This window comes from Plantibacter sp. MCCC 1A11337, assembly GCF_013349365.1.
GTDB classification, from domain to species: domain Bacteria; phylum Actinomycetota; class Actinomycetes; order Actinomycetales; family Microbacteriaceae; genus Plantibacter; species Plantibacter flavus_A.
On record NZ_JABJWX010000001.1, the window covers coordinates 492,117 to 506,391 of the forward strand.

The following is a 14,275-nucleotide window of genomic DNA, read 5'->3' on the forward strand; positions in this document are numbered from 1 at the left end:
CCTACCGGGATTCGGCAGGCGGACGTCCGACGCCGAGTGCCGCCAGCGGGGCCGCCGCCTTGGTCCACGTCTCCTCGAGCTCCTCCCGGGCGTCGGACAGCGCCGTGATCCCACCACCCGTGCCGATCGACGCACCCTGCGGATCGATCACGATCGAGCGGATGACCATGGCGAGGTCCATCGATCCGTCCGCGGACAGCAGGCCGAAGGCACCGGCGTACACCCCGCGCGGCCCCGCTTCGAGGTCGTACAGCAGCTCCATCGCCCGGCGTTTCGGGGCCCCGGTCATCGATCCGGCCGGGAACGCGACCTCGACGACGTCGAGTGCATCCAGCCCTGCGCGCAACCGTCCCTCGACGGTGCTGACGAGTTGGTGCACCTGCGGGTAACTCTCGACGTGGTGGAGCGCCGTCACCGCCACGGAACCCAGCTCGCAGACTCTGGAGAGGTCGTTCCGCATCAGATCGACGATCATGAGGTTCTCAGCGCGCTCCTTGGGACTCGCGAGCAGATCGGCGCGCTGACGGGCGTCCTCCTCGGGATCGGCGCCTCTCGGCCGGGTCCCCTTGATCGGCTTCGTCCGGACGCGGCCGTCGGCCGAGACCTCGAGGAACTGCTCCGGCGACGCGCTCGCGAGACTGATCGGACCGAACCGGAGGAAGCCGCCGTGGTGCGTGGGGCTCGTCCTGCGCAGCCGCAGATAGGTCGCGAGCGGGTCGTGGACGCCGTCGACGCGCAGGTTGTTCGTCAGGCACAACTGGTAGGCGTCACCACGGGTGATGTGTTCCTGGCACCGCTCGACGAGCCGCACGTATGCGGCGTCGCTGTGGCGGGGCGCGCAGACCCCGCCGGCAGCCTCGGCCACGGGAGGAGGCTCAGCCGCCGTGCTGAGCCGCTCGACGGTCGTCGCGATCCAGTCGCGATCGTCCGACGAGATCGTCACCGTCCGCGCCGCATGGTCGAACCGCACCTGATCGTCGAGGCGCAGGAAGAGCGCATCCGGGGTGGCGGCCGCGTGTGCAGGAACCCCGACGAGCCCTGGCCCCGACTCGTAGCCGAACCACCCGACCCAATCGCCCGGGTCGGCGTCCGCACGCACGGCCCGGAGGGCGTCGAGGATCGTCGTCCGGTCGACCGAGGCGGACACCTGGCTGACGCGCTCCACCGTACCGAGCCGGACGTCCGCCACGAGGCGTTCCGTCCCGCGTCCGATGAGACTGACGCCGGTCCGGGCGCCCTGGCCCGAATCCAACCAGGCAGCCCAGGGCTCGTCAGCGAACACGCGTCGGTAGACGTCCTCCGGCTCGGACCAGGCCGGGAGGACGACCTGCCGGCGTGCTCCCGTGGATCGCATCAGCCGACGGCCGCGATCGGCGGCGCGACGATCCGGAGGCGACCGGTCACGAGGTCGTCGGGAACCGGCGTGTGCGAGATCACGATGACCGCACGGCCCTCGGAACCCGCGACACCGAGCAGGTCTTCGAGCAGAGCGCTCGCACGCTCGGGATCGACGTTGGCGGTCGGCTCGTCGAGCACGAGCACGGGGAACTCGCGGAGGAGCGCACGGGCGAGGGCGATGCGCTGCGCCTGTCCCCCGGAGACGAGCGCGCCGTGCTCCCCCACCGGACGGTCGAGTCCGCCACGCTCGGCGAGCCAGGACGAGAGCCCGACCCGCTCGAGTACGGCCTCGAGCTCCGCGTCGTCGGCCGTGTCCCTCGCGAAGAGGAGGTTCTGGCGGATGTCTGCGTCGAAGAGGAACGGACGCTGCTCGACGAGCCCGATCGACTCGCGCAGCGTGTCCGGACGGAGGTCGCGTGCCTCGACACCGCCGACGCGGTACCCACCCTCGTACTCGAGGAAGCGGACGAGGGTGTGCGCCAGGGTGGTCTTCCCGGCTCCGCTGTCGCCTTCGACGAGCAGTCGGTCGCCGGCCGACAGTCGGAAGCTGATCGGTGCGAGCGCCGCCGCCGTACTCCCGGGCCACCGTGCGCTGAGGTTCTCCGCCTCGAGCATGACGCCGTCGAAGGTCGGCGTGAGGATGCTGCCGGAGTCCTCGTCCGGGATCTCGCGTGGGCGCTCGCTCGGGACCGCGTCCGCCACGCGCTCGGCACTCGCGACCGCTTCCCGCCAGGCCCCGAACGCGAGCGGCACCATCGCGCAGACCTCGAACACGGCGAGCGGGACGAGGACGATCACGGTGAGCGCCGGGCCGCCGATCGTTCCCAGTGCCGGCATGCCTGCCCAGAGCGCCGCGACGGCGGACGCCCCGGAAGCCAGGGAGAGGACGGCGCCGGCCACCCCGGCGCCCGCGGCCCGCCGTACCGTCGCGCGCGTGAGTGCCGCGTCGGCATGTTCGATCCGTGCCCGCGCGCCATCGACCGCGCCGTAGGCGGTCAGCACGTCGAGACCGGTCACGAGCTCGAGCAGGGCTTCCGACAGCGCACCGCGCAGCGGCGCGAGTTCGCGTTCGGCGCGCGCCGCCACCCGACTCACGAGCAACCACGAGACGAGGAACGCCGCGACGAGGCAGACCGCGAGCGCGATCCCGGCGGCCGGGAGCAGCGCGGTCGTGAGGATGACGGAGGCTCCGGCGACGACACCCGACACCACCAGTGGTTGGACGACCCGCAACGGCACGTTCTGCAGCTCGTCCACATCGGTCACCAGGCGGGTGAGGAGGTCGCCCCGCCCGGTGAGCTGCAGTCCATCGGGAGCCACCGGGATGACGCGTTCGATCATGCCGGCGCGCAGCTGCGCCAATTGACGGAATGCAGCATCGTGGCTGAGCAGGCGTTCGAGGTACCGGAAGGACGCCCGGGCCAGCGCGAACGCGCGTACCCCGACGACGGCGACACCCAGCTCGACGATCGAGGGCTGCTCGGCGGCCTTCGTGATGAGGAACGCGCTCGAAGCGAGGAGGGCGACGGCGGCCCCCGCGGAGAGGATGCCGGCCAGGAGTCCAGGGACGAAGCGGCGAGCCGGTGGCTGCGCCAGTCGGATGATCTGTCGGACGCGCTCATCCATGGAGCATCACCTCGTCGTCCTGGACGCGTTCCGACCGCACGCGGATCTCGAGCACGGCATCCGCGTGTTCGACGATCGACGGTCGGTGGGTGATGACGATCACGACCGCCCCGGTCCGAGCGGCGTCGCGCGCGGCCTCGATGACGAGCGCCTCGGACGCGGCGTCGAGCGCCGAACTCGGTTCGTCGAGCAGCAGCACCGGCGTTCCGGCATCCGCCGGGGTGCGCCGCAGCCGGTAGAGGGCCCTCGCGATCGCGATCCGTTGCGCCTGCCCACCGCTCACGCCGTCGCCGACCGCGCCGATGGGGTGTCCGAGCGGCAGCGCGGACAGCCCGAGTGCCGACAACGCTTCGACGATGAGCGCCTCGTCAGGGGCGCCGTCGCCCAGCGCGACGTTGCTGCCGACCGTCCCGGCGATGAGGACCGGACGCTGCGGCGCCCACGACAGCCAGCGTCGTCCGCCGGGCGTGGGCGGCACGCGTCCGCCGTCGTGCAGGATCGATCCGGTGGCGTCCACGAATCCGAGGATCGCCGACGCCATGCTCGTCTTCCCGGCTCCGCTGGCGCCGACGACAGCCGTCACCACGCCGGCCGGGAACGTCGCGTCGAGGCCGTCCAGCACCCGCAGCTCGTCGTACTGCACGCCGAGACCGTCGAGTACCAGGCCAGACGTCCGGCGAGCGGAGTCGCCGGCCGTTGCAGAATCGCCGACCTGATCAGGAGCCGACGGCGATTCGCGCACGGCCTTCGCCTCATCGAGGATCTCGAAGACCTCGTCGGCGGCGGTGACGCCCTCCGCGGCCGCGTGGTAGTTCGCACCGACGTTCCGCAGTGGCAGGAAGGCCTCCGGGGCCAGGATCAGCACGAAGAGCCCGGTTCCGAGGAGGAGCGAGCCGTCGAGGAGCCGCAGGCCGATGCCGACCGCGACCACGGCGACCGCGAGACTCGACAGCAGCTCGAGGGCGAAGCCGCTCACGAACGAGAACCGCAGGACCTTCATGGTCTCGACGCGGTACTCCTCGGTGACGGTTCGGATCCGCTGCACCTGCCGGTGCTGCCGTCCGAACAGCTTGAGGGTCGCCATGCCCGCGACGAGCTCCAGGAACCCGCGCGACAGGTGGGCCAGGGTCTCCCACTGGCGCCGCTGCACCGCCTGGGTCGCGAATCCGATGAGGATCATGAAGACGGGGATGAGCGGGAGCGTCACGATCACCGTGATGCCGCTGAGCGGGTCCTGGATGAAGATCACCGCCGCGATGATCGGCATGGCGATCGCCGTGAGGATGAGCTGCGGGACATAGCGACCGAAGTACGCGTCCAGGGCGTCGAGCCCGCGGCCCGCCACGGTCGTCAGAGCGGCGGAGTTCCGACGCGAGACCCAACCCGGCCCGAGCGTCTCGAACGCGCCCGCGAGGGCCCGCCGCAACTGACTGCGGACGATCGCGGAGCCACGGGCGTTCACCGAGTCGGATGCCAGGACGGTCCCGGCACGCAGCACCACGATGCCGATCAGCAGCCAGAGCGACGGCAGGAGCTCCTCGACCGGATCCCCCGCGATCGACCGGGACACGAGCTGGGCGACGAACCAGGCGAACCCGAGCGTGCAGGCGGTCTGGACGAGCGCGATGACCGCGCCGAGTCCGAGGACCGACCGGGCTCCGCGGGCATAGCGGAGCAGTCGCGGATCGAGGGGGCGCACGATGACAGGTTAGTGCGCGGCGGCTTCGATGTGCTTCCGCGTGATGCGCTTGCGGAACACCCAGTACGTCCATCCCTGGTAGGCGAGGATCAGCGGCAGGAAGATCAGGGCGGTCCACGACATCACCGTGAGGGTGTACTCGGTCGAGGAGGCGTTCGCGATCGTCAGGCTGTTCGCCGGGTCGTTGCTCGCCGGCATCACCGCTGGGAAGAGCGCGGTGAACAGGGTGAGCACGGCCGCCGCGACGGTCACGGCCATGAGCGCGAACGCACGGCCCTCCAGCCCTCGGCTGTTCGCGAACCAGGCGCTGATGAGCGAGACCGCGGCGATGGCGGCGAGGATCAGCACCGGGAGCGAGAAGTGCGCGAGGACGGTCCAGCCGAGGAACGACGCCGCGAGGAGGATCGCGACGAGCCCGGCACGGCTGGCGAGGCGGCGGGCGCGCTCGCGGATGTCGCCCTCGGTCTTCAGCGAGGCGAACACGGCTCCGTGGGCGAAGAAGAGCACGAGCGTCGTGAGACCGCCGAGGATGCCGTACGGGTTGAGCAGGGTGAAGAGCGTGCCCGTGAAGTTGTGGTCGGCGTCGAGCGGCACGCCCTGGACGATGTTCGCGAAGGCGACGCCCCAGAGGAAGGCGGGCAGAGCCGAGCCGACGATGATCATGAGGTCGAAGCGCCGTTTCCAGGAGGCTTCCGGCCGCTGGTGCCGGTACTCGAACGACACCCCTCTGATGATGAGCGCGAGCAGGATGAACAGCAGCGGGAGGTAGAAGCCGCTGAACAGGGTCGCGTACCACTCGGGGAACGCGGCGAAGAGGCTCGCGCCGGCGACGATCAACCAGGTCTCGTTGAGGTCCCAGACCGGCCCGATCGTGTTGATGAGCATCCGGCGGTCGGTCTCGTCCTTCCCGAGGAAGGGGATGGTCATGCCGACGCCGAAGTCGAAGCCGTCGAGGACGAAGTAGCCGACGAACAGTGCGGCGATGATCCAGAACCAGAGAATCGTGAGGTCCATGATGCGCTCCTAGTAGACCGTGGTCGCGGGGGCGGCGGGCTTCTGCACGCCGTCCTCGTCGGGTTCGGACAGCTCGATCGGGTCGGGCCCGGCCTTGATCGTCTTCTTCAGGAGGCCGAACTCGACGACCAGCAGCGATCCGTAGACGACGGTGAAGGCGATCAACGAGATCAGGACGTCGAGGCCGGTGGTGTTCGGCGAGACCGCGTCCTCCGTCTTCAACAGGCTGAAGACGATCCACGGCTGGCGGCCCATCTCGGTGAAGACCCAACCCATGGTCATGGCGAGGAACGGCATCGGGACGGCCCAGACCGCGACGCGCCACATCCAGCGCTTCGGCTCGCGACCCTTGCGGGTGAACCAGAGACCGGCGGCCGCGACGAGCATCGAGGCGAGGCCGAGACCGATCATCCAGCGGAACGCCCAGTAGGTGACCCAGATGACGGGCGAGTAGTCGCCCGGACCGTAGAGCTGGGTGTACTGCGCCTGCAGGTCGTTGATGCCCTCCACCGTGCCGTCGAAGGTGTGGGTCGAGAGGAACGACAGGAGGTACGGGATGCGGATCGAGAAGAGCTCGTGGACGCCGTCGGGTGTGCCGAGGGTGAAGATCGAGAACGAGGCGTCGGCACCGCTCGCCGTGTTGTACATCGCCTCCGCAGCCGCCATCTTCATCGGCTGGGTCTCGACCATGGCGAGGCTGAGCTGGTCGCCGGCGAGCATGGTGGCACCGCCCGCGAGGAGCATGCTCCACGCACCGACCTTGAGCGCCGGGCGCATCGCCTCGACGTGCTGGCCCCGGGCGAGGTGCCAGGCCGCGGCGGTGATGATGACGGCTGCGGAGACCATGAAGCACGCGAAGATCGTGTGCGGGAAGGCGGCCAGGGCGACCTTGTTGGTCAGCAGCTCCCAGATGTTCGTGAGCTCGGCGCGACCGCGCTCCTCGTTGATCCGGAAGGCGACCGGGTTCTGCATGAACGCGTTCGCCGCGATGATGAAGTAGGCCGACAGCACGGTGCCGAGCGCCACGATCCAGATGGTGGCGAGGTGGAGCTTCGGTGACAGCTTGTCCCAGCCGAAGATCCAGAGTCCGATGAACGTCGCCTCGAGGAAGAACGCGAGCAAGCCCTCGAGTGCGAGCGGGGCGCCGAAGACGTCGCCGACGAACCTGGAGTAGGTGGACCAGTTCATGCCGAACTGGAACTCCTGGACGATGCCCGTCACGACGCCCATCGCGAAGTTGATGAGGAAGATCTTCCCGAAGAATCGGGTGAGCTGCAGGTAGTGCAGCTTGCCGGTCCGGACCCAGGCGGTCTGGAACCCGGCGACCGTCACCGCCATGCCGATCGTGAGCGGCACGAAGATGAAGTGGTAGACGGTGGTGAGGCCGAACTGCCATCGGGACAGCAGTAGCGGGTCGAGAAGGTCGTTCACGATGAACACTCCATTTTTCGCGGCATCCAGGGAAGGCGGCGCAGGTGCGGCCCGATCGGGGTGGTCATCCCCGTGGCTTCGATCCATGTCGTCGAGATCAATGGTACAGGACTTCACGCCTGTGGTCAGACCACACATCCAAGGGTGTCCTAACAGGCGTTTCCGAGCCGCTCCCACACCCGCGGCAGTAGGCTCTGAGCCGTGAACGACGTGCTCGGCTGGCTGCTCGACCTGGTGCAGAGCGTCGACCCCGTGACGCGCACGATCCTCGCCGGCGTCGGCATCATGCTCGAGACCTCGGTCCTCGTCGGCCTCGTCGTCCCGGGCGACACGGTCGTCATCGTCGCGAGCACCGCCGTCGTCGGACCCGTCCAGTGGATCTCGATGATCCTGGCCGTCATCACCGGCGCGCTCATCGGTGAGTCGGTGGGCTTCGCACTCGGCCGCTGGTTCGGCCCGCGCATCCGTGCCAGCAGACTCGGCCGCCGGATCGGCGAGCGGCACTGGGCCCGGGCCGAGCGCTACCTCGACCGGCGGGGCGGCATCGCCGTCTTCATCTCGCGGTTCCTCCCGGTCCTGCACTCGCTGATCCCTCTCACGGTCGGGATGAGCACGATGAGCTACCGACGCTTCATCTCCTGGACGCTGCCCGCCTGCGTCATCTGGTCCTCGGCCTACGTCTCCGTCGGCGCACTGGCTGCGGGCAGCTATCGCGAGCTGTCGGACCGACTCCATTGGGCGGGCTACGTCTTCGTCGGCATCATCGTCGTCTTCGCCATCGTGGTCCTCGTCGTGAAGCGACTGCTCCAGCGGAGCGAGGAGCGACACATGCTGGCCCAGGAGGACGCGACACCACCCGACGACGACTCGACGCCCCAGTAGCAGACGACCGTCATCGCCGCGAGACGGCGGGCCGGACGCACCGGCATGACAGACTGAACGGGTGAAGGCATCCGACGATCGTCCAACGGCCTCCTCCGACGCCGCCGAGCAGATCCGGCACTTCGCCGCACGGATGGAGGACGCCGTCCAGTTGCGCCGCCAGCGTCGTGCGAGGCGGCACGGACGCGAGGCGGCGGTCATCCCCTTCACCGGCTACGGATCGACGTCCTGGATCCGTGTCCTGGCCAGGGTCGTCCTGGCGGAACCGGGGAAGACCACCGTCCAACCGCAGCAGAAGGTGCGCGGCTGGAAAAGCTTCTTCGCGTTGAGCATCGCCGACCCGACGGTCGAGGTGGAGGTCGACGGGCAGCGTCACACGGTCACAGGCGACCGAGGTGGCGTGGTCGACGCGGTGGTCCAGGTCTCGCTCACCCCAGGCTGGCACACCCTCAGACTGAGCTCGGAGGGCAGCGACCCGGTCGAAGCGCCGGTCTTCATCGTCGCCGACGACATCGAGTTCGGCATCGTTTCCGACATCGACGACACCGTGATGGTGACGGCGCTCCCCCGCCCGCTCGTCGCGGCCTGGAACACCTTCGTCCTCGACGAGCACGCCAGGACACCGGTACCAGGTATGGCGGTCTTCCTCGAGCGCACGGCGCGTGAGCACCCCGGTTCGCCGATCATCTACCTCTCCACCGGCGCCTGGAACGTCGCGCCGACGCTCACCCGGTTCCTCTCCCGCAACCTCTACCCCGCCGGCGCCCTCCTCCTCACCGACTGGGGCCCGACGCACGACCGGTTCTTCCGCAGCGGTCGCGAGCACAAGCGCAACAACCTCGACCGGTTCGCCGAGGACTTCCCTCGTCTGCGGTGGCTGCTCGTGGGCGACGACGGACAGCACGACGAGGCCCTCTACCGGAGCTTCGAGGAACGCCACCCCGACCGCGTCGCCGCCGTGGCGATCCGCCAGCTCTCCCCCGGTGAAGCGGTGCTCGCCGGTGGACGCTCGAAGGTCGGCACCCAGCACGCGGGCGCCCCCTGGGTCTACGCGGGGAACGGCGCAGAACTGCTCGACCAGCTCCACGACAAGCTCTGACGGCACCGATGTCCGTCGTCCCCGTCCTGCGCACCAGATCGCGCCTGCCCCTGCTCCAGGTGCTGAAGACGGCGCTGGCCGCCATCGCGTCCTGGATCGTCGCGATCACGATCATCCCGGGCCAGCTCCCGGTCTTCGCCGCCATCGCAGCCATCCTCGTGGTGCAGCCGAGCGTCAACCAGTCGTTCGGGAAGGCGCTCGAGCGCAGCCTCGGGGTCATCACCGGCGTCATCCTCGCGACGGCCATCGGGATCGTCTTCGGACACTCCGCCTGGATCGTGCTCCTGGCCATCGTCATCTCCATCCTGCTCGGATGGGTCCTCCGCCTCGGGCCCGGATCCGCGAACCAGATCCCGATCAGCGCGATGCTCGTGCTGTCGATCGGCGCTGCGACCCCGGACTACGCGGTCGCGCGGATCGTCGAGACCGTGCTCGGTGCGGGCATCGGGCTCCTCGTCAACGTCGTCCTCGTCGCACCGGTCCTCCTCGCTCCCGCGAAGGCGGCGGTGACCACCCTCGCGCTCGCGTGCGCCGACACCCTGGACCATCTCGCCACCTCACTCACGCGTGCGAACTCGGACGCGGAGCTGGTGGCGCTGCTCCAGGAGGCCCGCGCGCTGAAGCCCCTGCGAGACCAGGCGATCGCCGCGGTGAAGGAAGGCGATGACAGCCTGCTGCTCAACCCTCGTCGATCGAGGCACCGTGACGAGCTCGACCGTCAGCGCCTGCTGCTGCGTCGACTGGAGCCCGTGGTCACGAGGACCCTCGGCATGGCGCGATCGGTGCACGACCACGACGATCCGACCCTGCACGAGGAGCCGACGGTGGCGGACATCGCCGTCGAGCTGACGCGAGCGGCCCACGATCTCCGGCTGCTCGTGAACGATCGTGCCACGTCCGACGAGCCACCGACCGAGACCGCGGAGATCCCGGCGCTGACCGCTCCCCTCGTGATCGCCCGCCCGCACCCCCAGCACTGGATCCTGATCGGATCGCTCATGGAGGACCTCCGCCGCGTACGCGACGAGATCGTCGGCGAACCGACCTGAGTCGGCCGGATACACGAAGGGCCGGCGGAGCGATGCTCCCCCGGCCCTTCGACGTCCTGGGACTACGCCTGGTGCGCGGCCTGCAGTTCGATGGTGATCGTGACGTCGTTGCCGAGCAGCACGCCGCCGGTCTCGAGCGCCGCGTTGTAGGTGAGGCCGAAGTCCTCGCGGTTGATCTTGGTGGTCGCCGTGGCGCCGAACTTGTAGTTGCCGTAGGGGTCGGTCGCGAAGCCGCCGAACTCGACGGTGAAGGTGACGGGCTTGGTCACGCCCTTGATCGTGAGGTCGCCGTCCACGAGGAAGTCGTCGCCCTTGGCGCGGGCGCCGGTCGAGACGAAGTCGATCGTCGGGTAGGTCTCGGCGTCGAAGAAGTCACCGGTGCGGAGGTGACCGTCGCGGTCGGGCTGGTTCGTGTTGATCGATGCGACCTCGGCGGACGCGGTGACCTTCGTCTCGAGGGGGTTCTCCGGCGTGACGAACGTCGCGTTGAAGCGCTCGAACTTGCCCTTGACCTTCGAGACCATGATGTGGCGGATGCTGAAGCCGACCTCGCTGTGCGTGGTGTCGACCTCCCAGGTGCCAACCTTGTAGCCGGGAATCGTCAGGGTGTCGGTCATGCGGTACTCCTTGCGTCGATGTCGGCGCGCTCGCGCCACGTTCTATTCAAACGCACGGACCTGGGAGCTATTCCCACATGCCCGAGAAATTCTCCTCACCGACATCAGCGCGACATCGGCCGGAGCGACGGCAGGCCGAGCCGGACGCGGAGCAGTCGGTGCGCCGCATCGGCGACCGTCGACTCCGGAATCCTGCCGGACCGGACCGCGGCGGCGATGTCGGCCACGAGTACGGCCGGGTCGACACCGGTCGACGACGGGTCGGCCCCGAGGACGAACAGCAGCATCGTGTTCCCGGCGGCCACGGCGCGGATCGCGTTCTCCGAGGGGTTCCGGTACTCCGCCAGGCCCGTGTGCTGCAGCATGAGCATGTCGTCGGTGATCATGATGCCGGTGAAGCCGAGGTCGTTCCGGAGGCGCTCGTGCCACGCCGCCGACAGCGTCGCCGGCGCGGCGTCGACCGCCGAGTAGACCAGATGGCCGAACATCACGACCTCGGCTCCAGCCTCGATACCGGCGACGAACGGCAGGGCGTCGGTCGCAGCCCAGTCCGCGGCACCGATGGCCGTCGTCGGGATCGTCGAGTGCGAGTCCCCCGGCGCCTGCCCGTGGCCGGGGAAGTGCTTCAACGTGCTGAGCACCGCGCCCCGCTCACCACGGACGGCCGCGGCCACCCGCTCCGCCGAGGCATCCGGCGTCGTCCCGAGGGCACGGTCGAAGATGAAGGAGCTCGGATCGGCGGTCTCGTCCGCGACGATGCCGAAGTTGACGGAGCAACCCGTACCGGCGAGCATGGCCGCTCGCTGGCGGAACGCCTCCTCGCTCGCAGCGGGCGGTTGCGACTTCAGGGTGTCGGCTGCGGCGAAGACATCCTCGTCGATCCGCCGGACATCGCCGCCCTCCTGGTCGATGCCGATGAGCAGCGGCATGGTCGGGTCGGGGCTGAGGGCACTCGTCACCGCAGGGAGCCCCGCGAGGCCCGGCACGTTGTCGCCCATGATGATGAAGCCGCCCGGCTGATACCGCTCGACGAACGCCCGGAGCGTGCCCGGGTCGGTTCCTGGAGCGTGGAGCATCAGCATGGACGCGATCCGCTGTTCCAGGGTCATCGCTGCGAGTTCGGCGGCCGCACGCTGGTCGGCTGCAGCCGGAGTCGTGCTCGTGGGACGGTTCGTCGGCTTCGAGGATCCGGGCCCCGTGCAGCCGGACAAGCCGAGGACGGCACCCGCCGCCATCGAGGCGCCGACTGCGAGAAACCCTCGTCGTCCCAGCTGCACCGGCCCACTCTAGGCTCGGATCTTCCATGCAGGCTGGGCGTCGCTCCCGGTGTGGCAGGAGTGACGAATGTGACATCGACGGCTACACTTGCGTGGGTGACCGCCAGGATGGACGCATGCGCAAGCCGCTGACAGCCCTCTCGCCCCGCTCGAGGGGCGTCTCGCGAGCCGCAGCCCTCGGAGCCGCGCTCGTCATCGCGGTGTCGGTCGCGAGCCCGGCGGCCGCCGTGACCCCCACCTCGTTCCGGACCGCCGACTACCCGAGCTGGGACGACGTCCAGGCGGCAAAGGCGAACGAATCGACCGCTCAGGCCGAAGCCGACCGGATCGTCTCCCTCCTCGATGGTCTGCGCGACGAATCCGCCCGGCTCGGCGACGAAGCCGTCCGCCAGGGTGCGGCGGCAGGTGAAGCGAAGGCGGCGTTCGAGGCGCAAGCCGCCGTCGCGGACACGATCAGTGCGCAGGCGACGGCCACGGCGTCGGCAGCGGCATCGAGCAAGCGTCAGGCCGGAGCGGTCATCGCACAGATGACCCGCACCGGCGGCGTCGATCCGACGCTCTCCCTCGTCCTCTCCGGTGCAGCCGACGACGACCTCCTCTCCAAGCTCAGTGCGATCAGCAAGCTGAGCGAGACCTCGGCGCAAGACCTCGCGTCCGCGACCGCCGCGAGCAACACGGCGACCGCGCTCGCTGAGCAGGCGAAGGCGGCGGAGACCGAACGTCAGCGACTCTCGGAGGCGGCTGATGCCAGCTACGAGACGGCGCAGTCCGCGAGCGACGCCGCCGATGCGGCGGTCGCCGAGCAGCAGGCCAACCGCGACCGGTTGTACCAGCAGCTCGCCGTCCTCAAGAACACCACCGCGGCGGTCGAACAGGCCTACGCGCAGAGCCAGGAGGCGATCGCCGCAGAAGAGCAGCGACGCAACGAGGCGACCGGTGGCGAGGGTTCCACGAGCGCTCCGCCGCCGGACCTGGCAGCCGACCCGGCCGGCGCGAAGGCGTACGCGCAGTCCGCGATCGGCGCCTACGGCTGGGGTAGCGGAGAATTCCAGTGCCTCCTGCAGCTCTGGACCCGGGAGTCGAGCTGGCGCGTCAACGCCTACAACGAGTCCAGCGGCGCCTACGGAATCCCGCAGTCTCTGCCCGGGAGCAAGATGGCCAGCTCCGGCGACGACTGGCGCACCAATGCGGCGACGCAGATCAACTGGGGCCTGAGCTACATCGACAGCCGGTACGGCTCCCCCTGCGGCGCGTGGGCGCACTCCGAAGCGACCAACTGGTACTGACGCCTCGTCTCAACCGACCTGGGCCGCGCCGAGATTCGTCCCGGCCACTGCCAGCACCACGGTGACGAGCAGGGCGGCCCCGATGATCAGTCGGAACAGCAGACGGTCCGGCGCTCGGGTTCCGACGAGCACGAGCCCCCACACGACGAGCGCGAGGACGCCGACAGCGCCCAGCACCCCGACGATCGGCGGTGCGATGGGCCTGCCGATGAAGATCCCGCTCTGTCCGAGGACGGCGACCACACCTGAGACGCCGAGGGCGATGAAGGCCGTCCGACCGGCGGTCCGCGCGCCGAGCCGGTGCGGCAGACCGCGGACCCCGGTCCGCAGGTCGTCTTCGAGATCGGGCAGGGCGTTCGTGAAGTGGATCGCCACACCGAACAGCCCACCGACCCCGAGCGTCCACGCGGCCGGCGCGATCGGCGGGACAGCCGCGAAGGTGACCACGGCGGGCAACGCGCCGAACCCCACGATGAACGGGACGACCGACCAGGCCGTCGCCTTGAGACCCAGGTTGTAGGCCCATCCGCAGACCAGGAAGAGCAGGTGGGAGGCCGCCGACGCCCAGCCGAGGGATGCCGAGAGCGGAATGCTCGCCGCACCGGCCAGCAGCGCCGCCGCCCGGACTGCCGAGACGCTGAGGTCGCCGCGTGCGACCGGTTTGTCCTGTCGTCCCGAGCGACGATCGCGTCTGGCGTCGAGCCAGTCGTTGGACCAGCCGATCGAGAGTTGTCCGACGAACACCACCACGGCGAGCAGGGCCGTCCGAAGGGGTGGCAGGCCGACGGCCGATCCGAGCACGACGGCGAGGACGGTCACCGCGACGGTCGGTCCGGGATGGGAGGACGCGAACAGACGACGGACCATGGAGAACACCGCCTCAGCTTAGGGTGACAC

General features: G+C 69.6%; 12 protein-coding genes. 4 read left to right on the top strand and 8 right to left on the bottom strand.

All coding sequences use genetic code 11. From position 1 onward, the window contains the following. Nucleotide 1 precedes the first annotated feature (1 nt). Genes pabB through HOW07_RS02255 form a run of 5 tightly spaced genes read right to left on the bottom strand, consistent with a single transcriptional unit; the run spans nt 2 to nt 7,168 of the window. Nucleotides 2-1,354, bottom strand: a complete 1,353-nt coding sequence (gene pabB / locus HOW07_RS02235; RefSeq protein ID WP_175115970.1) for an aminodeoxychorismate synthase component I — start codon at nt 1,352-1,354, stop codon at nt 2-4. After that, on the bottom strand, nt 1,354-3,024 hold the full coding sequence (gene cydC / locus HOW07_RS02240; RefSeq protein ID WP_175115971.1) for a thiol reductant ABC exporter subunit CydC: 1,671 nt from the start codon (nt 3,022-3,024) through the stop codon (nt 1,354-1,356). The genes pabB and cydC overlap by 1 nt, the downstream gene beginning before the upstream one ends. Beyond that, nucleotides 3,017-4,723 (bottom strand): thiol reductant ABC exporter subunit CydD, encoded by a 1,707-nt coding sequence (cydD, locus tag HOW07_RS02245; protein ID WP_175115972.1) that lies wholly within the window; start codon nt 4,721-4,723, stop codon nt 3,017-3,019. The genes cydC and cydD overlap by 8 nt, the downstream gene beginning before the upstream one ends. Nucleotides 4,724-4,732: 9 nt before the next feature. Next, nucleotides 4,733-5,737 (bottom strand): cytochrome d ubiquinol oxidase subunit II, encoded by a 1,005-nt coding sequence (gene cydB / locus HOW07_RS02250; RefSeq protein WP_064295578.1) that lies wholly within the window; start codon nt 5,735-5,737, stop codon nt 4,733-4,735. Nucleotides 5,738-5,746: 9 nt separating this feature from the next. Beyond that, nucleotides 5,747-7,168, bottom strand: coding sequence for a cytochrome ubiquinol oxidase subunit I (locus HOW07_RS02255; RefSeq protein ID WP_079003899.1), 1,422 nt, complete (start codon nt 7,166-7,168; stop codon nt 5,747-5,749). Between the two features lie 201 nt (nt 7,169-7,369). Here HOW07_RS02255 and HOW07_RS02260 point away from each other — a divergent pair, with 201 nt between their 5' ends. From HOW07_RS02260 to HOW07_RS02270, 3 genes are all read left to right on the top strand, one after another. Then, nucleotides 7,370-8,050, top strand: a complete 681-nt coding sequence (locus HOW07_RS02260; RefSeq protein ID WP_175115973.1) for a DedA family protein — start codon at nt 7,370-7,372, stop codon at nt 8,048-8,050. Between the two features lie 133 nt (nt 8,051-8,183). Next, nucleotides 8,184-9,149 (top strand): App1 family protein, encoded by a 966-nt coding sequence (locus HOW07_RS02265; RefSeq protein WP_079003898.1) that lies wholly within the window; start codon nt 8,184-8,186, stop codon nt 9,147-9,149. A gap of 8 nt (nt 9,150-9,157) precedes the next feature. Next, a complete protein-coding gene (locus HOW07_RS02270) occupies nt 9,158-10,198 on the top strand; it encodes an aromatic acid exporter family protein (RefSeq protein WP_064295581.1) in 1,041 nt (346 codons plus the stop codon). 62 nt (nt 10,199-10,260) lie between these two features. Here HOW07_RS02270 and HOW07_RS02275 read toward each other — a convergent pair whose 3' ends face one another. Both HOW07_RS02275 and HOW07_RS02280 read right to left on the bottom strand, forming a co-directional pair. Beyond that, nucleotides 10,261-10,815 carry a YceI family protein gene (locus HOW07_RS02275; RefSeq protein ID WP_064295582.1) on the bottom strand — a complete coding sequence of 185 codons (555 nt, stop codon included), beginning with the start codon at nt 10,813-10,815 and terminating at the stop codon, nt 10,261-10,263. Between the two features lie 104 nt (nt 10,816-10,919). Then, complete coding sequence (locus tag HOW07_RS02280; RefSeq protein WP_371743555.1) at nt 10,920-12,092, bottom strand: glycoside hydrolase family 3 N-terminal domain-containing protein; 1,173 nt, start codon at nt 12,090-12,092, stop codon at nt 10,920-10,922. A 116-nt stretch (nt 12,093-12,208) separates the two neighbouring features. On the opposite strand from HOW07_RS02280, the gene HOW07_RS02285 reads away from it, so the two are divergent. Further along, the gene (locus HOW07_RS02285; protein WP_175115974.1) at nt 12,209-13,378 is read left to right on the top strand and encodes a hypothetical protein; all 1,170 of its coding nucleotides are present in this window, start codon (nt 12,209-12,211) and stop codon (nt 13,376-13,378) included. Between the two features lie 9 nt (nt 13,379-13,387). On the opposite strand, the gene HOW07_RS02290 is transcribed toward HOW07_RS02285, so the two are convergent. Beyond that, the gene (locus HOW07_RS02290; protein WP_175116487.1) at nt 13,388-14,245 is read right to left on the bottom strand and encodes a UbiA family prenyltransferase; all 858 of its coding nucleotides are present in this window, start codon (nt 14,243-14,245) and stop codon (nt 13,388-13,390) included. Nucleotides 14,246-14,275: the final 30 nt, after the last annotated feature.

Bases quoted from the DNA above. Each gene is read 5' to 3' on its own strand.
- HOW07_RS02290 (WP_175116487.1), bottom strand. From the start codon at position 14,245: ATGGTCCGTCGTCTGTTCGCGTCCTCCCATCCCGGACCGACCGTCGCG.
- HOW07_RS02285 (WP_175115974.1), top strand. From the start codon at position 12,209: ATGCGCAAGCCGCTGACAGCCCTCTCGCCCCGCTCGAGGGGCGTCTCG.
- HOW07_RS02275 (WP_064295582.1), bottom strand. From the start codon at position 10,815: ATGACCGACACCCTGACGATTCCCGGCTACAAGGTTGGCACCTGGGAG.
- HOW07_RS02270 (WP_064295581.1), top strand. From the start codon at position 9,158: ATGTCCGTCGTCCCCGTCCTGCGCACCAGATCGCGCCTGCCCCTGCTC.
- HOW07_RS02265 (WP_079003898.1), top strand. From the start codon at position 8,184: ATGGAGGACGCCGTCCAGTTGCGCCGCCAGCGTCGTGCGAGGCGGCAC.
- cydB (WP_064295578.1), bottom strand. From the start codon at position 5,737: ATGGACCTCACGATTCTCTGGTTCTGGATCATCGCCGCACTGTTCGTC.
- cydC (WP_175115971.1), bottom strand. From the start codon at position 3,024: ATGGATGAGCGCGTCCGACAGATCATCCGACTGGCGCAGCCACCGGCT.
- pabB (WP_175115970.1), bottom strand. From the start codon at position 1,354: ATGCGATCCACGGGAGCACGCCGGCAGGTCGTCCTCCCGGCCTGGTCC.